The sequence below is a fragment of the Nocardia aegles genome (assembly GCF_052545135.1).
On sequence record NZ_JBQWRI010000005.1, the window covers coordinates 145,195 to 166,257 of the forward strand.

20 protein-coding genes and 1 pseudogene are annotated in these 21,063 nt (G+C 66.6%); 9 read left to right on the forward strand and 12 right to left on the reverse strand.

What is annotated here, in order from left to right:
- The first annotated feature begins 480 nt into the window (after positions 1–480).
- Together ACT89H_RS16350 and ACT89H_RS16355 are read left to right on the forward strand one after the other, a co-directional pair.
- On the forward strand, positions 481–936 hold the full coding sequence (locus ACT89H_RS16350) for a hypothetical protein (protein WP_445109473.1): 456 nt from the start codon (positions 481–483) through the stop codon (positions 934–936).
- Between the two features lie 172 nt (positions 937–1,108).
- Positions 1,109–1,663: a recombinase family protein gene (locus ACT89H_RS16355; protein WP_445109768.1), complete on the forward strand. Its 555-nt coding sequence runs from the start codon at positions 1,109–1,111 to the stop codon at positions 1,661–1,663.
- A 154-nt stretch (positions 1,664–1,817) separates the two neighbouring features.
- On the opposite strand, the gene ACT89H_RS16360 is transcribed toward ACT89H_RS16355, so the two are convergent.
- Positions 1,818–2,006, reverse strand: coding sequence for a hypothetical protein (locus ACT89H_RS16360; protein ID WP_445109474.1), 189 nt, complete (start codon positions 2,004–2,006; stop codon positions 1,818–1,820).
- A gap of 692 nt (positions 2,007–2,698) precedes the next feature.
- Here ACT89H_RS16360 and ACT89H_RS16365 point away from each other — a divergent pair.
- Positions 2,699–3,511: an AbiJ-NTD4 domain-containing protein gene (locus ACT89H_RS16365; RefSeq protein ID WP_445109475.1), complete on the forward strand. Its 813-nt coding sequence runs from the start codon at positions 2,699–2,701 to the stop codon at positions 3,509–3,511.
- A 174-nt stretch (positions 3,512–3,685) separates the two neighbouring features.
- On the opposite strand, the gene ACT89H_RS16370 is transcribed toward ACT89H_RS16365, so the two are convergent.
- The gene (locus tag ACT89H_RS16370) at positions 3,686–4,621 is read right to left on the reverse strand and encodes a hypothetical protein (protein WP_445109476.1); all 936 of its coding nucleotides are present in this window, start codon (positions 4,619–4,621) and stop codon (positions 3,686–3,688) included.
- A 905-nt stretch (positions 4,622–5,526) separates the two neighbouring features.
- On the opposite strand from ACT89H_RS16370, the gene ACT89H_RS16375 reads away from it, so the two are divergent.
- From ACT89H_RS16375 to ACT89H_RS16390, 4 genes are all read left to right on the forward strand, one after another.
- Complete coding sequence (locus ACT89H_RS16375) at positions 5,527–6,072, forward strand: hypothetical protein (RefSeq protein WP_445109477.1); 546 nt, start codon at positions 5,527–5,529, stop codon at positions 6,070–6,072.
- Positions 6,073–6,574: 502 nt separating this feature from the next.
- Positions 6,575–6,784, forward strand: a complete 210-nt coding sequence (locus ACT89H_RS16380) for a hypothetical protein (RefSeq protein WP_445109478.1) — start codon at positions 6,575–6,577, stop codon at positions 6,782–6,784.
- 483 nt (positions 6,785–7,267) lie between these two features.
- The gene (locus ACT89H_RS16385) at positions 7,268–7,558 is read left to right on the forward strand and encodes a hypothetical protein (RefSeq protein ID WP_445109479.1); all 291 of its coding nucleotides are present in this window, start codon (positions 7,268–7,270) and stop codon (positions 7,556–7,558) included.
- Positions 7,536–7,886 carry a hypothetical protein gene (locus tag ACT89H_RS16390; protein WP_445109480.1) on the forward strand — a complete coding sequence of 117 codons (351 nt, stop codon included), beginning with the start codon at positions 7,536–7,538 and terminating at the stop codon, positions 7,884–7,886. Before ACT89H_RS16385 ends, ACT89H_RS16390 begins: the two co-directional genes overlap by 23 nt.
- A gap of 621 nt (positions 7,887–8,507) precedes the next feature.
- Here ACT89H_RS16390 and ACT89H_RS16395 read toward each other — a convergent pair.
- The 6 genes from ACT89H_RS16395 to ACT89H_RS16420 all read right to left on the reverse strand — a co-directional run bounded on the left by ACT89H_RS16395 (position 8,508) and on the right by ACT89H_RS16420 (position 15,656).
- Positions 8,508–9,536 (reverse strand): hypothetical protein, encoded by a 1,029-nt coding sequence (locus ACT89H_RS16395; RefSeq protein ID WP_445109481.1) that lies wholly within the window; start codon positions 9,534–9,536, stop codon positions 8,508–8,510.
- A gap of 171 nt (positions 9,537–9,707) precedes the next feature.
- Positions 9,708–10,073: a hypothetical protein gene (locus ACT89H_RS16400; protein ID WP_445109482.1), complete on the reverse strand. Its 366-nt coding sequence runs from the start codon at positions 10,071–10,073 to the stop codon at positions 9,708–9,710.
- A 274-nt stretch (positions 10,074–10,347) separates the two neighbouring features.
- A complete protein-coding gene (locus ACT89H_RS16405; RefSeq protein ID WP_445109483.1) occupies positions 10,348–12,492 on the reverse strand; it encodes a glycosyltransferase family 39 protein in 2,145 nt (714 codons plus the stop codon).
- Complete coding sequence (locus ACT89H_RS16410; protein ID WP_445109484.1) at positions 12,489–13,751, reverse strand: bifunctional glycosyltransferase family 2/GtrA family protein; 1,263 nt, start codon at positions 13,749–13,751, stop codon at positions 12,489–12,491. The genes ACT89H_RS16405 and ACT89H_RS16410 overlap by 4 nt, the downstream gene beginning before the upstream one ends.
- Before the next feature lie 395 nt (positions 13,752–14,146).
- Entirely contained in the window at positions 14,147–14,992 is an 846-nt protein-coding gene (gene thiD / locus ACT89H_RS16415; protein ID WP_445109485.1) for a bifunctional hydroxymethylpyrimidine kinase/phosphomethylpyrimidine kinase, read from the reverse strand.
- A 91-nt stretch (positions 14,993–15,083) separates the two neighbouring features.
- Positions 15,084–15,656, reverse strand: a complete 573-nt coding sequence (locus ACT89H_RS16420; RefSeq protein ID WP_445109486.1) for a TetR/AcrR family transcriptional regulator — start codon at positions 15,654–15,656, stop codon at positions 15,084–15,086.
- A 94-nt stretch (positions 15,657–15,750) separates the two neighbouring features.
- Here ACT89H_RS16420 and ACT89H_RS16425 point away from each other — a divergent pair, with 94 nt between their 5' ends.
- Positions 15,751–16,566, forward strand: coding sequence for an NAD(P)H-binding protein (locus tag ACT89H_RS16425; RefSeq protein WP_445109487.1), 816 nt, complete (start codon positions 15,751–15,753; stop codon positions 16,564–16,566).
- A 90-nt stretch (positions 16,567–16,656) separates the two neighbouring features.
- Positions 16,657–16,839 (forward strand): annotated as a pseudogene (locus ACT89H_RS16430) (alpha/beta fold hydrolase); the annotation flags it as partial.
- A gap of 46 nt (positions 16,840–16,885) precedes the next feature.
- Here ACT89H_RS16430 and ACT89H_RS16435 read toward each other — a convergent pair.
- The 4 genes from ACT89H_RS16435 to ACT89H_RS16450 form a co-directional block, all read right to left on the reverse strand.
- Positions 16,886–17,686 carry an inositol monophosphatase family protein gene (locus ACT89H_RS16435; RefSeq protein WP_445109488.1) on the reverse strand — a complete coding sequence of 267 codons (801 nt, stop codon included), beginning with the start codon at positions 17,684–17,686 and terminating at the stop codon, positions 16,886–16,888.
- Entirely contained in the window at positions 17,683–18,138 is a 456-nt protein-coding gene (locus tag ACT89H_RS16440; RefSeq protein ID WP_498049536.1) for a DUF5919 domain-containing protein, read from the reverse strand. The genes ACT89H_RS16435 and ACT89H_RS16440 overlap by 4 nt, the downstream gene beginning before the upstream one ends.
- A gap of 385 nt (positions 18,139–18,523) precedes the next feature.
- Positions 18,524–20,176: a phosphomethylpyrimidine synthase ThiC gene (gene thiC, locus ACT89H_RS16445; RefSeq protein ID WP_445109490.1), complete on the reverse strand. Its 1,653-nt coding sequence runs from the start codon at positions 20,174–20,176 to the stop codon at positions 18,524–18,526.
- A 282-nt stretch (positions 20,177–20,458) separates the two neighbouring features.
- A complete protein-coding gene (locus ACT89H_RS16450) occupies positions 20,459–20,905 on the reverse strand; it encodes a hypothetical protein (RefSeq protein WP_445109491.1) in 447 nt (148 codons plus the stop codon).
- Positions 20,906–21,063: the final 158 nt, after the last annotated feature.

A 21,063-nucleotide genomic window follows, 5' to 3' on the forward strand; every position in this document is an offset into this window, starting at 1 on the left:
CGGTGAGGTGCCCGGGGAGCGTCAACCGCAACAAAGTCACCTGCCCAGCAACCCTGGCTGAGGTCGAAATGTGCCGTTTGACCAGCAAATCCGGTGGTCTTTCGGCGGATGCTGCGGCAGACCACACACGGCAGCGCGAAGCGGTGGATCCGCTGTCATCGGCACCCGAATGAACCGAGCGACAGGGGAATTCGGGTTAGCGTGCCAGTCACCAGCTATTCTGGACTACCTGGCTGATCTACGGATACCGGCCGGGCAGTCCAGCATCGTGGGGGCTGGTCGTGTATCGACGGTCGGGGCAGGTGGGGAACCTCCCTGGGTGGGAGGGCGGCGCAAGTGCGAGGGTTCGGCAAGGCTCTGGCCAGTTTGCTCACTGCCGGCGCGCTTCTGTGCTTGTTGGTGGGCTTGGTCCCGATCGCGATCGGAGTCATCAACTTGTCCAAGGACCCGGCCGCTGCTCCGATGTGCGACCGAAAGCCGATGAGCCCCGACACCGAATGCGTGGAATACGAGAACGGTGTGAGGACCGGCCGCAGAACCACCTATGACGAAGCGGTCAAGGAGCAGTCCCACGAGACCGGCATCCATCTGATCACGATAGGCGCCTCGGTGGTCGGCGCAGGCCTGGTTGGGATACTTCTCGGCGGGTGGCTCGACGCATTGCTGGAGCCCGGGGTGGGACTGACCACCACACTGCTACACCCCACCTTGGCCCTGCGTCTGTCCCTGTCACCACCACAGCCGCCGCGGCCGGTACCGGTACCGGCCGCGGCACCTCCTCCGGACAACTTCCGGTTGCTGCTGTCCATGGTGGGGGGCGATACCGCCACCGCCCAGCGCCTGATCGAATACGAACGCCGACGCTACCCCGCCGCCGACCGGGCGACATTGATCGCCAAGGCGATCGAAACGCTGCAACGCGACCGCGGACGATAGTGCTGTCTGGATGAGGTCGTCGAGCGGGTTGTCGTTTTGGGGTACACCCCAACACCACAGCCTTGACCGGACTGAAAAGCGTCAAAATAGAGTCAACTTCTATATTTCTTGACACTCATCCGCTGGATTCTTAGACTTCAACTTGACATTTCAAGTCGTGGAGAGGTCAGTTATGCGCGTCGGCTATATCAGGGTGAGCACGGTCGACCAGAACACCGTCCGGCAGCTCGACGGGATCGACGTCGAGCGCACCTTCACCGACAAGGCCTCCGGCAAGGACACCGCACGCCCACAGCTGGACGAACTGATCGCATTCGTCCGCGACGGCGACACCGTGATCGTGCACTCCATGGACCGCCTCGCCCGCAACCTCGACGACCTGCGGCGGCTGGTGCGCACCCTGACCGGCAAGGGTGTGCGGGTGGAGTTCGTGAAGGAGTCGCTGACCTTCACGGGGGAGGACTCCCCGATGGCCAACCTGCTGCTGAGCGTGATGGGTGCCTTCGCCGAGTTCGAACGCGCCCTCATCCTCGAACGCCAGCGCGAGGGCATCGCCGCGGCGAAGGCCCGCGGCGCCTACACCGGCCGCAAACCCGCCCTCACCACCGAGCAAGCCGCCCAACTGCGCGACCGCGCGGCCGGCGGTGAATCCAAAGCCGCGCTGGCCAAGGAGTTCGGCGTCAGCCGCGAAACCGTCTACGCGTACTTGCGGGCCGACGCCGGGTAGAAGGCAACCGCGTACTCAGCGCCTCTGGCGCGATTCTTACTGGTGCCTTGAGAGGAAGCAGCTGCGGCACTACGGAATTTATATACATATGCGCACTTAGGCATATATTATTGGGGGCTCCGCTCCCCAGAGAAGTGGGCATTTTTTCCGCGCGCTACTTCTTCTGGCTGTTCACCTTGGCGAGCCGGATGGCGCGTTTGTTCGCGCGCTCCGAAACCAGCGGCAGAATCTCCACGACGGCAGCAGTGATCCGCGGGATCACCATGTAGACCGTCAGGAGAATGGCGCCGGTGGTGCCATGGTTTTCAGCCAGAGAGACAGCGGCAGGGAGCAGATTCTCCAAGACGCCACCTCCACTCTGGGGGTGGTAGGGCCCGACCCCGATGAGGCAGGCCGGTGGACCGCAACGGGTTTCCGCTACGGAGTTCGTGAGCCCGTGCGCGGGCATGGAAAAACCCGACCCGGCGTCGCGGATCGGGCTATGGGCAGAGTTGTGCTACTGCACGAACAGCTTGCCGGAAGGTTCTACAAAGTTCGGTACGGCCGACGGCGTGTCGGCGAGGAACTCCTCTGACATGGGAAAACTTGCTCACAGGCCCGGATCTGGGCACAGTTGTGCTACCTGCAGATGGAGTGCCAAGCACGATACCTGAGGTACACCTCGAAGCCGTGACAACATGGCCGACAGGACCTGCAAGCTGGCCGAGACGAAGAAATCCGGCTCGTTGGCCGGATTTTGGGCGCGAAAGATCGCTGCGCTGAGCGTAACAGATTGCGCGTTGCGGTGGCTACAGCGTCAACTGGTGGGTAGGCCCCGACCGCGTCGACTTCACACTCACCTCAGCCACCAACCCGCACTCGAAGTTGCCCGATAACCGGAAATCGGACCGGTAGCGCCGACCGGCGTTCCGGCAGTTCGGGCAGCCTGATCGTAGGCAGTGTTGCTCGATAACCGTAGTTATCAGGCAACATCTCTCGTTAGTCACTCGGGGCCGAATGAGGTTGCTGGTCGCTCCGTTCCGGCATCATCTGATGATGCGATTCTCCGAGCGCCGTGGACTTGTTCCTGTCAGGTCCGTCGTCCAGATCGAGAGCATGGACGATCCTCTCCGCACCCAGCTGTGGAACGTGACCTTCGCGTTCTACTTCGAGAGGAAAATGAACCTGATCGGCGAAGGATTCACCGAGTTCTACGGGATCTGGATGGATCTGATGGAGCAGGACCTGGACCAGTTTCCCGGCCGCGTGATCCATGATGTGATCAAGAACTGGATCAAACATCGCGACTGGTACGAGGTATACGACTTGCTCGAGGAACTCGTCGCGATCAACGAAAGTGTGGTCGACTTCTTCAACGGTGTCCTGGAGAAGTACATGGCGGGGTACCGGCTGGTGGCCGGCAAGGTAGTGCCGATCGCGGACAGCCACGAGCTCTCCGAGGTCGAAGGCGCACTGGCGACCGAAAGCGACGCGGTCAAGCACCATCTGCAGACCGCACTGGGCCTGCTGGCGGACCGCGAAAAGCCGGACTACCCGAACTCGATCAAGGAGTCGATCAGCGCTGTCGAGGCGTTCCTGGCACCGATCACTGGCAAAGACACTCTCGGACAGGCGCTGACGGAACTGAAGCGGATCAGCAACTTCGCCCACCCAGCGCTGCTGAACGCGTGGTCGAAGCTCTACGGATGGACCAGCGATGAGGACGGAATCCGACACGGAGGCGAAACCGTGCCTGCCGAGTTCATCACCCAAGCCCTCGCACGGTACGTACTCATCAGCTGCTCGGCCTTCATCAACCTCATGATCGCCGAACAGTCGGAGGGCCGCGTCCCCATACCCGCTCAGTAATCGGCCCGCACGGCTGTCCGGCACCCTTCTTGGACACATCGAACCGGTTAGCGTCTTGCGACTTCCGTCCCGATCGCCGAGTGTTCGGAAACCGATCGTTTCTCAACACCCCCGCCGACGAGTTCGGCGGCGGATCGACACTAGTCGTGCGGTGTCCCTGGTACTGAGCGAGCGCTAGAAGAAGGGCGATTCGTCGTCGCCGTGCTTCGTCACGCTGCGCCGGTTAGACGCCGGTGACGATGCCCACGGGTCGCTGTTGTTCACGGCCCCGGGCCGATTCGCAGGCCTCGGCTCGGCGTCGGTGTCGAGCTTGGATGTTTCCGGTGCGGCGTCGGGCTTGGATGTTGCTGGTGGGACGTACAGCGGATCCAGCTTGTAGAACCGGCGCTTGGTGGTGCGGTAGCCGACGTCGTGCGCTGCGTCGACGTAGTCCTCGCGCATGGTGGCGACCCCCAGGTTCACCAGCGTGTTCAGCCCGTTGAGACGGGTCGCCTCGGCCATTCCATGGCGCTGGCGGAACGCGGTGTTGGAGAACCAGATCTCGTTTCTGGCGTCCAGGTTGGTGTAGTAGATCAGGACCAGGTACATCGCCAGCGCCCGCGCGTCGAGCTTGCCGACGAGGCCTCTGGTCCACAAGGTTTCGGGAACTCTGATGAAACTCGGGTACGGATCCAGATACGGCCGCACGTACGGCGCGCCGGTGCCGAGCTCGCTGCGCAGGCTCACCTCCGGTAGGAGGCCGTCGCGACCGGCCTCGAGAGCGATGAATCCTCTGCGGTCGAGTTCTCGAAGATTCGCGACCACAGAACGGCCGGCCGCCTGGCCCCGAGGATCCGGCAGCCCGATCATCTCAGCCCACCAGCTCGCCGAGTGCTTCGTGCTGTGGGGTTCCCGCGAACACACCCACAGCGCGGTCAGCAGCAACGCCAAGCGCTGCCGTCCTCCGCGCCCGCCACCAGCTGCCGTCCGGCTGCTCATGAGCTGGTTGAGTGGCGTCGGCTCGCCGCTCTCCGGACGGACCAGGAACTCCCGGCGCACAGGCGCACCGTAGTGCCCCCGCAGACGCGACGCCACCTCGCTGGCCGCGGTCAATCGGACCGGCTTCCCCACGATGACCTGCTCCCCTTCCGAACTCGACGGACCGCCGCTCTGATTAGTAATAACATTCGGCCTCACGATACAGGGGGGTAAGACATCACGCTAGCGTTCAAGGTTCGGTTCCGATTCTTGCGCGGGGCGCTGCTGCTGCTCTAACGTCGAAGCCGCAACGTCGTCGACACCGCATCTGAAACATCTCCTCGGGAGATGGCACCGTCGACCGCCCCTCCAGAGCGCTCTGGAGTTGGCGCACAAAGCGTTCGCGGACCCCCGGGGGAGGCCAGGTATGTCTTCCCCGGGGTTTCCGTATCTGGGGTGGCGTCCCCGCACCCGGTGGACGCGAACTCGGCCCAATTGGTGCGCGTCATCGCGGCGAGCGGCATAGAACCGAGGGCTGTGGCCCGTCACCCGCCACCAGGGGCGTTACGAAAGTCCCTGAACGAGCTCTGCGCCCGCACGAACGCCGGTTGCGCAGTATGTTTCGCTCCTGCGGCCGCTGTCGGAGCGTGCGCGTGCAGTGCGCTATATTGGTCCCGCTGGGCACAGTTGTGCCCCGGAGCCCCGATCACCTGATCGGGGCTTCTGTCGTTTCAGCACATCAAGATCACCCCACCAAGCCCTCGGCGTCGCGCCGGGGGCTTTTCTCGTATGCGGAGGCGCGCTTTGTCCACCCACGTCTCGGTCGTCTCGTCGCTCTTGTCGGCGGGGCTAGGACCGTTGCTGATCCTTGTCCTCGCCGTGGTCGGGGTAACCGCTGTTGCTCTGCTTCGAGCGGAGAAGCAGGATATCCCTGAGGTGTTCGCCTCATTCGCCCAAGCTTTCGGGTTCCGTCGCACCTCCAGCGGCCCGGAGCTTCACGGTGGCGGTGACCGGACGACTGCACCCGCCCAGGAGACGGAACGGCCCGAGGAGGCACTGTGACTCGTCGACCTGTCCGCCGCGACCGAATCGAGGAAAGGGCTGTCGGCAACATCGACCTCATCGAGTTCCACGCCACGATCACGGTGGCGTTGCGCGAGATCAAATGGGATGACGGCCGCGAACCGCCGAGCGTCGAAGAGGTGAGCTGCCTAATCGACGCGCTGGCCCACACCGGTCTCGTTGAGGGGCCGGTAGCGCTCGATTGGATCAAGGCCTTGTTTGCCCGCGTGGAGCACGCTGGCGCTGTAGGGCCCGCGCGAGTGGAACTCGCGCGGAAGCTGGCGCAGATCCGACTTGGCGTTGGCGCCAAACAGAAGTCGATCAACTTGACCTGGTGCGACTGGCACGGCTACACCGAGCCGCTGGGCTTCAAGGTCTGTGCAGCATGCCCTTGCGAGATGTGGACTGGGCGCGTTTACAGTCTCGACCGGATAGGCCGTCCGCGGCGGCATTGCACCAACGCCTGCCGACAACGGGCGTACCGGCAACGGCGCCGGGACCGGTCCGCAGGTACGGCCGGACTCGCTGAGGTCGCTCAGTAGGGTCCCTGCCAGTTCGGAGCCCCATCTACGACAACGGCGTCGATACACGACCTTGCGAACAAACTGCATGCCGCGTCCGTGCCCCCACCAGGGCCGTTCGGACGGCCCCTGGTGGAGTTGTATCTCAGCTGAGCTGCGGTTCTGGGGTTCGTCAGGGTGGTGAAAGTGGACAACCTCGCGGAACTTCTCAGCATTTATCCGATTGTTGACCTGTTCGCAGGCACGGGCGTCATTTCCGACGGTGCAACCGATTCGGCGTCTCGACCTTGGGACTTCGGTTGCGCGGCTGCATGATCGCGTTCCGCGTGGGTGGGCGATCATGCTGGTTCGCAGGTGTGCGGTCGGAGGGGTGTCGCGAGACTGCACTAAGCTTCTCGGAAGTCCGATTCGACGGCTCTGCCAATCGAATCCAGTACGCGCTCGAACCTCCGCGGTACCTCGAGGATCGGGAAGGCCCCGAGCCTGGATCACCTTCGGGTGATGCGTACACAGGAGGACACGCGTGGAAAACCGCGAGTCGGATCATCCGGAGAACGAGCCGCCACCCTGGTGGGTCCGTCTCTGGGCCGTGGTCGTCGAGGTAAGTGTGGTCGGGACGTTTGGGCTGGACTTCGGCAGATTCCTCACGGAGGAAGCCGACGCCAACTGGGCAACGATCGTCACCCAGTCGACGCCTGCGGTGGTGCGTGCGGTCTGGTCTCTCTTCTCCTAACCGCCCGCGCCGGTGTGGCCAGAAGCCGGGGTGTGGGGTGCGATCCCGCCCGGGTTCTCTGGTTTCTAACGCGCTTGTCGCGGTACCAAACTAACTCCCCCGGTGCACCTGCACCACCACCGCCCCCGCACACGCGTCCTATCTGTCTGTGACATAGATCACAGCAACGCTATCCAATTTGGAACTCAAAAATGGAAAATATGCAGGTTGGTGAGCTGTCTCACGAACCTTGCAGCTGAAGAGTTATGCACATCAGCTATGTGTAAGGTGACAAACGCTCTTTTGAAGTTCACAAATTGACGGTGCGCGGTTGCCAAACGAGGTTGCCTATTCGCGCGAACTTCGCACGGACAAGCATCGTTGGCGGCCGTCTGTGGCTTCCAAACCCGTTAGCGTTCCGCCACATCCATCGCGCCTTCGCGTTTGGTGCCTTGTTCAGAAGACTGTCGCTGTTGTCGGCGGCTGGGCGTAGGGTGGCCGACCATGCCGTACGAGCTGCCCCCGTGGGCGGAATCGAAGCTGCGGGGTGTGACCGCTGAAGAGGTGGACCAGGTGCTCACGGCACGCCGACGCTGGCCCCGTCTATCGACTGGAGGCCCGGTACCGGTCACACTGATAGCAGGCCGCACCAACGCGGGAAGGCCTCTGGTGGTCGCGGTCCGTGAGGTGGCCCGGTTCCACTCGGTCGTCATCGCGGCGGGCGAACTGACCGGCGACGACCTGACCGCGTTCGAGGAATGGGAGGTGCGCAGTGAAGAACCATACGACGGATGAACAGCGCGCCAGCGACGCTGTGTACCGCGAGCTCGTCGACGCCTTCGGCGAGGACTGGAGCATCGACGACTTCCGGCCCGACCCGGATGCGGCGCCGGTAGAGGCGGAGCGTCCGGAGCAGCCCGGCGAGCTGATCGTCACCCGCACCGTGGAACTGCATATCCCGTTGTCGATCGAGCAGCGGCTCACCGCCCGCGCAGAGGCCGCCGACGCCAGCGTCGACGAGCTGGTCTCCGAATGGGTGACCGCCGAGGCCGCCGCCGACGACACCATCAGCCGAGACGAGATCCTGGCGTTGCTCGCCCGCCGGCACCGACGCTCAGCCTGACCGCCGACGCTCAGCCTGACCGCCGACGCTCAGCCTGACCACCGACACGACGACGGGCCCCGCCGATGGCGGGGCCTTTCTGCTGTGTCGGGGTGGTGACTGGATGTCTTCGATCCGGAGGCCCGCTACAGCGAAGTACCGCACGACCTGAGCAGGGCAGAGTCCGGTTTCGCGCACGAAAATGAGGGCCTGGTGGTTGGGTCTCGAGGTGCTGCCGCGCTCTCCCTCAGCGGGAGAGCGTGCCTCCGGTCTTGGCGCACCGACGCGGGTGTCCCTCACTTAGACCGTCCAAGTCCATAACTTGCTCGGGGACCATCCGAAACATTGTGGGCGGGGCGGGCCCGGCAGGCGTATCCCGGAGGAGGGGCACGAAGTGCGGAAGGAGTGCGTTCATGTCGAAGTCTGGTGGGAAGGGCCACCGCGGCGGCACGATGACCGCTGCGGCCGCGTCCCGAGTCCAGTCCGCGGCGGCGAGGAACCCGGGTAGCAGTTCGGCGAAGTCCGGCTTCGCTTCCCGTGCTCAGTCGAGCGCGGCGAAGTCCGGTAGAGGGAAGAGTGGCGGGAAGAAGTAGCCCCCAGTACGTAGGGCAGCCCCGGAACGTTGGGTGTTCCGGGGCTGCCCTACGTACTGGGTTGGTCAGATGTCCTCGATTCCGATGGTGGCGACGGTGAAGTACCGCACCGCGCCGGAGCTGGTGGTCCTGCGCCGCCATTCGCTGGTGCGGGTGTATCCGGCGGCTGCCAGCGCTTGGTCGAGTGCGTCGAGGCTGGCCGGGCTGCCGGGGTCGGTGGGGATGGATTCCCAGCGGCAGCTGACGGTGCGGCCGTGGATGCTGCCGTCGTCGTGTAGAACAGTTCGCACCCGTACAGGTCGGCGACCGCACCACCGGCGGGGTCGTCGAGGCGGGCGATCACATGCAGATCAACGATTTCGGTCACCGCCCGACCTCCGGGGTATGCAGGTTCCGCCGCCGTGCCGGGGCAGGTGAAGCGGTTTGCGCTGTCCGGTCGAACCTGGTCGCGCAATTGCGGCCCGGGCGAGGGCTGCGGCCGGCGGCGGCAGCCTGGCGTTTGGGCGATCGCGTCGTCGCGGCGAGCGATGATCTGGTCGACGCGGGCACTCCAGCGGGTGCGGCGCTCGGCGGCGGCTCGGCCGTACTGCCCGGCTTCTCGCGCCCGGTCGTCGATCAGTTCGCGGACCGCGGTTTTGGTGTAGCGGTGGCCACCGGCCTGCGTGAGGGCCTTGCCGAGGGCGGCGCGGTTGTCGATGAACTGCTGGCGTTCGGAATCGACACCGTCGACCGCGCCGCCGGCCACGCTGTAGAGGGTGTCGCCGATTGTGGACACCGCGGAGTCGAGTACCCGCGCCTCGCGGCTTTTCGGCTCGACGCTGCCGCTGGCCTCGATCAGCTGCCGCGCCTGCTTCCTGGTCGCGGCCGACAGCGTGGCGGCGGGCCGGTCGCTGCGTGTCTGGTCGATCTCGGCCTTGCTGCGCTCATCCACCCACATCAGCTCGGGCAACTGCTTGTCGTTGCGGATGAGGCAGGTGTCGATGTCGTCGAGGACGGCTGCGAGCTGATGGCGTTCCATGGAGGTCAGGCCCAGGCCGTCGACGGCGGCGACGTGCAGATGTTCGCGGCGGGTGGCCATGCGGGTGATCCGCTCGCCGATGTCGTCGCTGACACCGAGCTGCGCCAGGTTGGCACGCAGCTGCGCAAGGCGCTGCGGGAGTCCGCCGCCGGGGCGTGCGCGGTGAGTGTCGGTCGTGGTTCGGTGACCGAGCGGGCCTTCGGATCTCGGCGTGCTGGTACCCGCGACCGATCAGCACAGTCCTTGCTGCTCGAGGCGGCCGGAATCGATGGCGTAGGAGGAGGCTCCGACGGCGGCGCCGATGAGGCCGACGATGATCGCTCCGGGGATCGCGCCGATGAAGAAGACGGGCAGGCCGACCAGCGCGCCGATGGCGGCGCCGATCGCCGCGCCGACGCCCGTACGCAGTTCGATCGTGTCGCCGGGCGGCAGGCACGCCTTGATGTAGGTCACCTGCGGGAGTTCGCTGGTCGCCGCGGCGATCGGTTCGGTGCGGTCGGCGGGCACGGCCGACGCGGTGGCGGCGAATCCGACGGTGAGCGCGGTTGCGATCAGTGCGCTGACCACCGTCACGGCCAGCTTCGTGCGAGCGTTCAACTGTTTTCCTGCATGTTCGCGGTGGACACGGGACCTGATGGTCCGGCTCCCGGCCGGAAGCCGTCGTAGGTCCGACCATCATCGCTGGACTTGTGCGGGATGCCAAGAGCGGGAGCCGAATCGGCCGCGCCGGTGCGCGAACGCGATCCGCACCGGCGCCGAGGTATGACGCCGGTGCGGATGCGGTGTTCAGCGGACGCAGGGGAGACGCGCTGAACACTCCGAAGGCGGTACGGTCCCGAGGGAGTGCAGGGCGACGGACCGCACCGCGTGGTCAGTGGGTGGCGGTCAGGTCGTACACGGTCACCCCGTCCACCTGGATGGCGGTGAAGTTCTCCTCGACCCACTGCGAGATCTGCGCACTGGGGGAGGAACTGGACGAACCCGGTCCGCCATGGCCGCCGCCGACGAAGTAGTGGATCTTCCTTCCGGCGACATACTGTTCGAACTGCTCGAGGGTGGGTGAGGGGTCACTGCCGTTGAAGCCGCCGATCGGCATCACCGGAAGTTCGGTGGCCAATTGCAGCCCCGCGGCGCTGTTCGAGCCGATGGTCGCGGCAACCCAGGTGTAGTCGCCGCCGTTGTGCTCGAGCAGGGCGACGATCTGTGCGCTCGGTTCGCGCGCCCCGAGCAGTCCGCCCATGCCACCGCCGCCATTGGGGCCGGGACCGCCGCCGCCGGGCATACCCTGCCCCTGCGGGACCATCGCGTCATTCGGTGCCTGCCCGCCGGGTGCGTCGCCCTGCGCAGCGGTGCCGGGAAGTCGGTTGCCCGGCTGCGGAATTCGACCGTTCGCTGTCGTGCCCTGCGGACCGGTCCCCGGCGAACGTCCACCCGGTGGCGTACCGCCCGGTGTTTGCCCGGCGCCGTCGAGGCCCGTGGTTCCCGCTCCGCCCCACATGCGGCGGCCCATTTCGGGCATGCCCTCGCCCCACGGTGGCCGGCCGCGCATCGCGACGTTCGGTCCGGCGGAGGGGATCGAACCGGCGTGCGACGTCGCGATGGTGTCGACGGTATAGGCGACCGGTCCGGCCAGGAAAGTGAACGCGACGGCCAGCGCCGACGCCACCGCGAGCTTGCGCGGTGCGGGGAAGAGCACGGCGAGCGTCGCGAGCACGCCGACGATCAGCACCGTCCAGCGCAGCCACGGCTGCCATTCCGGGCTGCGGGACAACAACATCCACGCGGTCGCCGTGGTGACGCCCACCGCAAGCGACGTCGCCAGTCGCACCCACAGCCGATGCCGTCCCCGCCACGCGAGTATCGCGCCCGCGCCGACCAGCGCGGCGATGGCCGGAGCCAGGGCCACGGTGTAGTACTGGTGGAAGATCCCGGCCATGAAGCTGAACACCAGCCCGGTCACCAGCAGCCAGCCGCCCCAGAGGACGAGCGCAGCGCGCTGCCGATCAGTGCGGGAAGCCTTGCCGCACAAGATGATTCCGACGACGAGCGCGACCAGCGCGGCGGGGATCAACCACGCGATCTGACCGCCCTGCGCCGGTTCGAACATCCGCGTGATGCCGGGTTGCCCCCACATGCCGTTGCCGCCGGGCGGGAGATCCCCGCGCGGTCCGACGCTGCCGCGCTCGTTGCCGTTGAGCCGGCCGAGCCCGTTGTAGCCGAGGGTGAGTTCCAGGATCGAGTTCTCCTGCGAGCCGCCGATCCACGGACGCGACGAGGCGGGCCACAACTCCACTGCCAGCAGCCACCAGCCCGCGGCCACCACCATCGCGGCCGCGGCCGCGAGCAGGTGCAGGATGCGCTTGCCGAGCTTCGGCGGGCCCGCGAGCAGGTAGGTCAGCGCGAGCGCCGGAACCACCAGCAGCACCTGCAATTGCTTGGTGAGGAATCCGAAGCCGATCAGCGCTCCGGTCAGCACCAGCCACCGCAGGCGGCCGTCCTCCACCGCCCGGGTCATCGCCCAGGCGGCGGCGATCATCAGGAACACCAACAGCGCGTCAGGATTGTTGAACCGGAACATCAACGCCGCGACGGGCGTCACCGCCAGCGCCGATCCGGCGAGCAATCCGGCCGCCGGCCCGAACGGCCTGCGCACCGTCGCCCACAGCAACGCCACGCCGGCCACCCCGAGCAGCACCTCCGGCACCAGGATGCTCCAGCTGCTGAGTCCGAAGGCCCGCACCGACAGCTCCATCAACCACAGCGAGGCGGGCGGCTTGTCCACGGTGATCGAGTTCGCCGCGTCGGACGATCCGAAGAAGAACGCCTTCCACGAGACCGAGCCCGCTTGTACCGCGGCCGAGTAGAACGAATTGGCCCATCCGTTCGAGCTCAGGTTGCACAGATAGGCCACCGCCGTGCCGAGCAGCAGCGCAGCCAGCGCCGGATACTCCCAGTTCCGTTCGGCTCGTGGTCGTGGTTCAGCCGCGACCGGTAGCGCGGTCAGAGTCGCCGTCATCGGCGAACCCCCACGGCGGAAGCCGATGCGCTCGACTCCCGATCGCCTCCGCTGTCGCGGAACACCCAGCGCAGCCCGACGAACCGCAACAGCGTCGCCACGAGGTTGGCCACCACGAGGACGAACAGTTCCAGATGCACCGAGGCGTCCGGCGCCCACCGATGCAGCGCGAACAACGAACCGCTGGTGAGCGCCAGCCCGATGCCGAAGATCACCAGACCCTGGAACTGGTGCGAGACGGCCCCGTTCGAGCCGCGCACGCCGAACGTGAAGGCGCGGTTGGCCGCCGTGTTGCCCACGGCCGTAATCAGCAGGGCGGCGAAGTTCGCCACCTGCGCGCCGGTCAATGGTTGCAGTGCCACGTAGAGCAGGAGGTAGGCCAGTGTGCTGAGCACACCGACGATCGCGAACCGCATCAGCTGCCCCACCATGCCCAGTGGCACTCCCGGCACCAGCGGTTCCCGGCCCACCGCGCGGCGCAGTTCCTCCAGCGGCAGCGCGCCGGTCGCCAGCGCCCGACCCAGCCGCCAGATGCCGAGCAGGTCTTTGCGCGCGGTGTCGATGATGTCGACGCGGCTGTCCGGATCGTCGATCCAGTCCACCGGAACCTCGTGGATCCGCAGGCCCGCCCGCTCGGCGAGCACCAGCAGTTCGGTGTCGAAGAACCATTCCCCGTCGCGCACCAGCGGCAGCAGGCGGCGCGCCACCTCGGTGCGCATCGCTTTGAAGCCGCACTGCGCGTCGGAGAAGCGCGCGCGCAGCGAGGCCTTCAGCAGCAGGTTGTAGCAGCGGGAGATGATCTCGCGCTTGGGTCCGCGCACCACCCGGGACGCGGCGTCGAGCCGGGTGCCGATAGCCAGGTCGGAATGCCCGGTGATCAGCGGGGCGACCAGTGGCAGCAAAGCGTTCAGGTCGGTGGACAGGTCGACGTCCATATAGGCGACCACCTGCGCGTCCGAGTGTTCCCACACTGCGCGCAGCGCGCGCCCGCGCCCCTTGGCGGACAGATGCACGACGCGCACGTTGTCCAGTTCCTCGGCGAGCAGTCGCGCGACCTGAAGTGTGGCGTCGGTGCTCGCGTTGTCGGCGACCGTGATGCGCGCCCGGAAAGGGAACCCGTCGCGCAGGTAGGCGTGCAGCCTGCGAACGCACACGCCGAGGTCGGTCTCTTCGTTGTAGACGGGTATCACCACGTCCAGCACGGGCGCGCCCGTGGTCTCGGTCCGTTCCGTCGCCGCGACGGTCGAAGTCTCGGTCATGCGGACCAGACTCGACGGCCACACTGCCACCGGGCTGGGGCTCAGCTGTGAGGTTCCTGGTAGCTCGGAACCAATGGGGAAAGCTTGGCGGAGGCCCGGCTATCGAAATCACTCGATGCAGGTGGCATCGAGCAGTTCGCCAGCGGTCTGTCCTCGGGGCCTATCCGAGTGAGATCATCTTCGCGCTGGTGGCGGCGAGCGCTCGGTTGCACGGTGTCGCCATGCGGCCGCACCTCGCTCTTTCCACGTTGTGACCGGAGCGCCCCCCGGGCCGGGCGCCGAGGTCGTGCCGCGTCCACGCCGAACGTCGTTGTTCCGATCGCCTCGCCGTTGAAGCCATCCGTGTCCGCGACGTTCTCAGTATCGCAGCGCCCACCGACAAGAAATGGCGCCGATCAGCTCCGGTGCAACCGCCACAGCGGGGACACCGGCCCGTGGCCCGCGCCGAGATCGTAGGACGCGGCCAGGCAGCGATAGGTCCACTCCTTGGCGAACTCGACCGCTTCGGGCACCGGATAGCCGTGGGCCAGCGCGCAGGTGATCGCGGCGGCCAGCGTGTCGCCGCCGCCGTGGTCGTTGCCGGTCGCGATGCGCGGCGCGGTGAACTCCAGGAATTGCTCGCCGTCGAACAGCAGGTCGACGCTGTACTCGGAGGAACGCAGATGCCCGCCCTTGACGATGGCCCAGCGCGGCCCCAGCTTGTGCAGCGCCTCCGCCGCGCGCCGCGCCGAATCGTCGTCCTTGACGTCGATGCCCGTGAGCAGGCGGACCTCGTCCAGGTTCGGCGTCACCACGGTCGCGAGCGGAATCAGGGTGCCGCGCAGCGCGTCGAGCGCCTCGGCGTGCAGCAACGCGTCGCCGTGCATCGAGGCCGCCACCGGATCGACGACCAGCGGAATCTCGCCGTCGCGGCCGATGCCGACCTCCTGGCACACCGCCGCGACCGCCTCGATGATCGCAGTGGAGGCCAGCATGCCGGTCTTCGCGGCGCCGACGCCGATATCCCCGGCGACCGAGCGCACCTGATCGGCTACCACCTGCGCGGGAATCTCATGAAAACCGCTGACGCCCACAGTGTTCTGCACGGTCACCGCCGCGACCGCGACCAGGGCGTGCACCCCGCACAGCGCCATGGTGCGGGTGTCGGCTTGGATTCCGGCGCCTCCGCCGGAATCGGTACCGGCAATGGTGAGCGCCCGGACGGGGGTCTGCCCCTCGGCGGGCAGCGGCAGCATTTTCACGACACAAACCCTACGGCGAGGTCGTCCCTCCGCGGCGGGCGACCGGGACCCACCCGTTCGGAGGCCGGATACCGCCGCCCGCCCGTGCGGGCTAGAGGGAGTCGATCCAGCGTTGCAGGCGGCGGCCCTCGGTCGCCATCAGTTCAGGCTCGCGGAAGGTGTTGGTCAGCACCGAGATCCCCTGGTACGCCGCGATCAGCGCGACGGCCAACTCGCGTGCGTCGCGCTGGTGTCCCAGCTCGCGGAACTGCCGTTCGGCCCAGTCGACCAGGCTGCGCATGTGCTCGGCGAGCTTCTGGTCCAGGCCGTCGGCGCGCTTGTCCAGTTCGGAGGCCAATGTGCCGGTGGGGCACCCGTACCGCGCGGCGAGATCGCGCTGATCGACCCAGCCTCGGATGAGGGCGTCGAGTCGCCGGCGTGGTGTGGGCAGCGCGTCGAGCTCGGCGAGCAACGCGCGCAGCGCGTCGCCGTGCGCGCCGATGGCGGCCTCGACCAGCTCGTCCTTGGTCTTGAAGTAGTAGTAGACGTTCCCGACGGGTACATCGGCGGCGCGCGCGATGTCGGCGAGCGTCGTCTTCTCGACCCCCTGCTCGTGCAGGACGGTGGCCGCGGCGGCGGTGAGACGTTCCCGCTTGCCCGGTTCGCGCGCAGTTGAGTGAGTCACCTGACTAAGTCTAGACAAGTCGGCACGCGCCGCCTAGCGTCTAGTAAGTCAGTTAACTAACTAACTAACTACCAACTGACTCTGAGGAGTAACAGTGATCGTGGTAACTGGCGCGACCGGAAACGTCGGCGGCGAGCTGGTCCGAATTCTCACGGCTGATGGCGAGGAGGTGGCCGCGGTGTCGCGCCGATCCGGGCCACTGCCGGACGGCGTGGCGCACCGGGCCGCCGACCTCGGTGATCCGGACGGCCTGCGGGACGCGTTCGACGGAGCCGACGGGTTGTTCCTGCTCGTCGCCGGCGACGATCCGGACGCGATTCTCGGCATCGCCAAGGAGAAGGGAGTCCGGCGGGTTGTGCTGATGTCGTCACAGGGCGTCGGCACACGACCGGCGGCGTACGGGCACGCGGCGATGTTCGAGGCCGCGGTGCGCGACAGCGGGTTGGCCTGGACGATCCTGCGCTCCGGCGGTCTCGACTCCAACGCGTTGGCGTGGGCCGAGTCCATTCGCGCCGACCGCACTGCCGCCGCACCGTTCGGCAACGTCGGGCTGCCGAACGTCGACCCGGCCGATGTCGCGGCGGTCGCCGCGGTGACGCTGCGCGAGGACGGCCACATCGGCCGGACGTACGAGCTGACCGGCCCGGAGTTGGTAACCCCGCGTGACCGGGCCGCAGCTATCGGCGCCGCACTGGGTGCCCCGGTGCGCTACGTCGAACAGACCCGCGACGAGGCGCGAGCCCAGATGCTCGCATTCATGCCCGAACCGGTCGTCGACGGTACCCTCGCCATCCTCGGCGACCCGCTGCCCGCCGAACAACGCATCAGCCCCGACGTGGCGCATGTCCTCGGTCGTGCCCCGCGCACCTTCGCCGACTGGGCCATCCGCTCCGCCGCCGCCTTCCGGTGATGGTTCAGGCGTTCCGGGCCGAGCCGCGGATCGCGCACCACGATCCGCTCGGACGGCACCCCGCACTCGACCGCATCCGCACCCGGCCCCGGCCGGCTGCTCGCCCCGGACCTGCTCGGCATGGGGCACTCGGGCAAGCCCCCGATCGACTACGCGTTCGCCGACCACGCGCGATACCTGGATGCCTGGTTCGACGCGATGGAGTTGGACCGGGTGGTGCTGGTCGGCCACGATTGTGGCGGCGCGCTCGCGTTCGACTGGGCGGCCCGCCATGTTGTGCCGGGCGGTAGCCGGGATCGTTCGCTGTCTCGGCACAGGGTCAGCCGATCGATTCGTTGACCAAGCTCATGAGTTCGTCGGCAATGGCGGGTGAGACGGCAATTGTGTCGGAGGAATCGAGGCTATGGCGGCGGGAACTCGAGTCGAGGACGACAGCACCCGCCTCGCGGGCGATGAGCACACCGGCCGCCGTATCCCAAGGCTTGTTGGACAGCATGACGCAGGCGTCGGTCCGCCCCTCGGCAACCCACACCAGATCGAGGGCGGCGGATCCGAACATTCGGACCCGCTCCACGGTTGCCGCCAGCGCGGCGGTGAGAGCGATGCGACGCTCGTTCTTCGGCTCCGCCTCCTGCCCGACCGCGTAGTCGCCGATGGAAACAACTGCTCGGCTGAGGGTTTTCGTGTCGCTGGCTCGGATCGGCTTGTCATTGCTCCACGCGCCGCCCTCGGCGGCGGCGTAGTACTCCAGGCCGAGGAACGGCGCGCCGATGACTCCGATCACCGGTTCGCCGTTGTGCACCAGAGCCAGCGATACGGCGCAGAGCGGCAGCCCGTGAATGAAGTTGGACGTTCCGTCGATCGGATCCAGAACCCACATGTACCGCGCGTCGTGATCGAGCGCCCCGCCATCGAGTTCTTCACCGAGAAACCCGCACTCGGGTGTCGCGGCGGCCAGATACCGTCTGATGTCGTCTTGGATTCGATGATCCAAGCCGGTCACGTAGTCGCGATCGCCCTTGGTGCGGATCGTTCCTCGATCGGCGGTGTGAAGAAGTTCGGCCCCCTGCTCTACAGCGGAACGGGCGATTTCGAGCAACTTGTCCCGACTCGCTGTCATAACGGCGACACCTCCCTGGCGCTGGACCACATCGTCTCGAAGACTTCGGAGAACGTGTCGAAAACCCCCACTCGCTCCGACTTTCGAGCGACGAGCGTCGGCGATTCGACTCCCCGGGCTCGAGGCAGGTATGGCTGAATGACGCACACCGCCGAATCGATCAGGGTGATATTGAAACGCACCGTCTCATCGTAGGTGCGGATCTGGATAATGTTTTCGTGCTGTGTAGCGTAATTCTTCTGCGCTCGAATCAAGCACTTCATATTGAGTTCGGTAAGGCTCGACAGCACGCCGGGTGCGTGACCCTCCTCGGCCTCCCGTGCCCGGATGTGCGTGCCGCTCGGGTCTAGGAAGAGGCACCGCAGAGTGGTGCCCGATTCGAGCAGCTTCACGAGATCGGTATCCGAGTACTGCTGGCAGAGTAGATTCAATGACAGGCCCGCCATATCGATCCGCCGAGGTTTTGCTGTCTGGGATCTTTCGCCTGGTCATTACATACTCCACGCCGCCGGAGGCGCCGTGATCGATCTGCACGGCGCTTCGATACCGCTGGACTACGATTTGAGCTCCTTGTCCGCCATCAAGGAGGCGATGAACCGATGTCAAAAATTCATCGCCGCCGGAAATCTCGCTCTCGCAAACGAGATTCGGACAACGCTTCTGACTCGAGAACGTTCATGACCTAGGGTTTCGGCAGATCGCTGTGGTGTCACCGGGCATGTTATGCCAATAGTCTCCGGCCGTTGTGGCGCAGGCACACATAGAAGGCTCCCGAACACGGTGCTGGATAATCGCTGCCCGCCGCATCTTTAGGACGCGGCGGGCAGCGGGCGGTGATTACGAGACGACGGGCAGATAGACCGCGTTGCCCCGGCTGGCGAACTCGGCGGATTTCTCCGCCATGCCCGCCTCCAGCGCCTCGGCCTCGTTCAAACCCTGACGTTCGGCGTACTCCCGCACGTCTGCCGAGATCCGCATGGAGCAGAACTTGGGCCCGCACATGGAGCAGAAGTGGGCGGTTTTGGCGGGTTCGGCGGGCAGTGTCTCGTCGTGGTATTCGCGGGCGGTATCCGGGTCGAGGGACAGCGCGAACTGGTCGCGCCAGCGGAATTCGAAGCGGGCCCGCGACAGCGCGTCGTCGCGTTGCTGGGCGTGTGGGTGGCCTTTGGCGAGGTCGGCGGCGTGGGCGGCGATCTTGTAGCTGATCACGCCGACCTTCACGTCGTCGCGGTTGGGCAGGCCGAGGTGTTCTTTCGGCGTGACGTAGCAGAGCATCGCGGTGCCGGCCTGCGCGATGATGGCGGCGCCGATGGCGGAGGTGATGTGGTCGTAGGCGGGGGCGATGTCGGTGGCGAGCGGGCCGAGGGTGTAGAACGGCGCCTCCTCGCACAGCTCCTCCTCGAGCCGCACGTTCTCCACGATCTTGTGCATCGGCACGTGCCCCGGGCCCTCGATCATCACCTGCACGCCGTGGGATTTCGCGATCGTGGTCAGTTCGCCCAAGGTGCGCAGTTCGGCGAACTGGGCCTCGTCGTTGGCGTCGGCGATGGAACCGGGCCGCAGGCCGTCACCGAGGGAGAAGGTGACGTCGTAGCGGGCGAGGATCTCGCAGAGTTCCTCGAAGTGCGTGTACAGGAACGATTCCCGGTGATGCGCCAGACACCAGGCCGCCATGATCGACCCGCCGCGCGAGACGATGCCGGTCACCCGCTTGGCGGTCAGCGGAATGTAGCGCAGCAGCACGCCCGCGTGCACGGTCATGTAGTCCACGCCCTGCTCGCACTGCTCGATCACGGTGTCGCGATAGATTTCCCAGGTCAGCGCGGTCGGGTCGCCGTTCACCTTCTCCAGCGCCTGGTAGATCGGCACGGTGCCGACCGGCACGGGGGAGTTACGCAGAATCCACTCGCGGGTCTCGTGGATGTTCTTGCCGGTGGACAGGTCCATGATGGTGTCCGCGCCCCAGCGGGTGGCCCACACCATCTTCTCCACCTCCTCGGCGATCGAGGACGACACCGCCGAGTTACCGATGTTCGCGTTGATCTTCACCAGGAACTTCTTGCCGATGATGGTCGGCTCGAGCTCCGGATGCCTGTGGTTGGCCGGGATCACCGCGCGGCCCGCGGCGACCTCCTCGCGCACCAGCTCCGGTGCGACGCCTTCCCGCGCGGCGATGAAGCGCATCTCCGGCGTGACGATGCCCTCGCGGGCCCACGCTAGCTGGGTGCGCGGGCCCTTCCCCTCGGGTTTGGCCCAGGTGTCGCGCAGTTTCGGTAGACCGCCGTCGAGATCGATCGTCGCCGACTCGTCGGTATACGGGCCCGAGGTGTCGTAGACGTCGAAGTGCTCGCCATTGGTCAGATTGATCCGGCGCACCGGAATACGCAGGTCATCGACCTCGAGATAGTGCTTGACACTGCCCTCGATCGGGCCGGTGGTGACGCTGTCGACGGGTGCGGATCGGCCGTCGGACGCAGCGGCGCGTGCCATCTTTCCTCCCTACGCCGGCATTACCCGGTCAGGTTCATACGGTCGACGGCCCTGACGCCTCGCGGCTAGCCGTCCTCTCAGCCCGCTGGTGCGAGCCCCCGTTGGTTTGTGGAATTTTCCCGCCCGACCATACCCGGACCGCCCGGACGCCTGTGCGGCGATTCGGTGGGATCGAGTGAACTCGCAGGCAGCGGCGTCAGCGCTGGAAGGTGTCGACCTCGCCCAGCGCGGGCAGCGTCAGATGATCACCGGGCCGCGACCCGCCGGAAAGGCCGGCCGCGATCAGGCGTCTTCCGTTGTCCCCGGCGTGGCCGAATGTCCCGGCGCGCCGTGGGTGCGGCGAGCTTCTTTCATCTCGGCCTCGTAGACGTGGCGGCGGCCGTCGAGCAGTTCGTCGCGGGCGGCACGCTCGATGTCGCGGAACAGGTCGTAGTAGCCGTCGTCGTATTCCTCGACGATCTGGAATGTCCAGCGTCCGGCCAACACGTTGTGGCCGATCAATTCCGCTGAGATCCGGTCGGCGATGTGCGCGTGACCCGCCGCGCGGAACAGCTCCACCGCTATGTCGAGCGCCAGATCGGCCCCGCCGGTCAGCTGGTGGAAGGCGTACAGGTGGCCGCGGGCGCGTTCGACGATCTCCAGCGCTTCCGAGAGTTTGCCGGTGGCGGCCACGGTGACGTCGTCGACTCCATCGGGGCGGCGGTGACGAGCGGCCGGGCGATCGGTCATGACCTCGCTCCTTGTCCGGACGATGGGTGCGGCCGTGAACTCCGCGCGGTCCGGCCGGGCAGCGGAGATCGAGGCGCTCGGTAGCGGCGGCGTACCCGGGGAACGCCGTTCTCAAGCAGCCCGCATTCCTGGGTGTCGCCGACGCCATGACTCGCAGC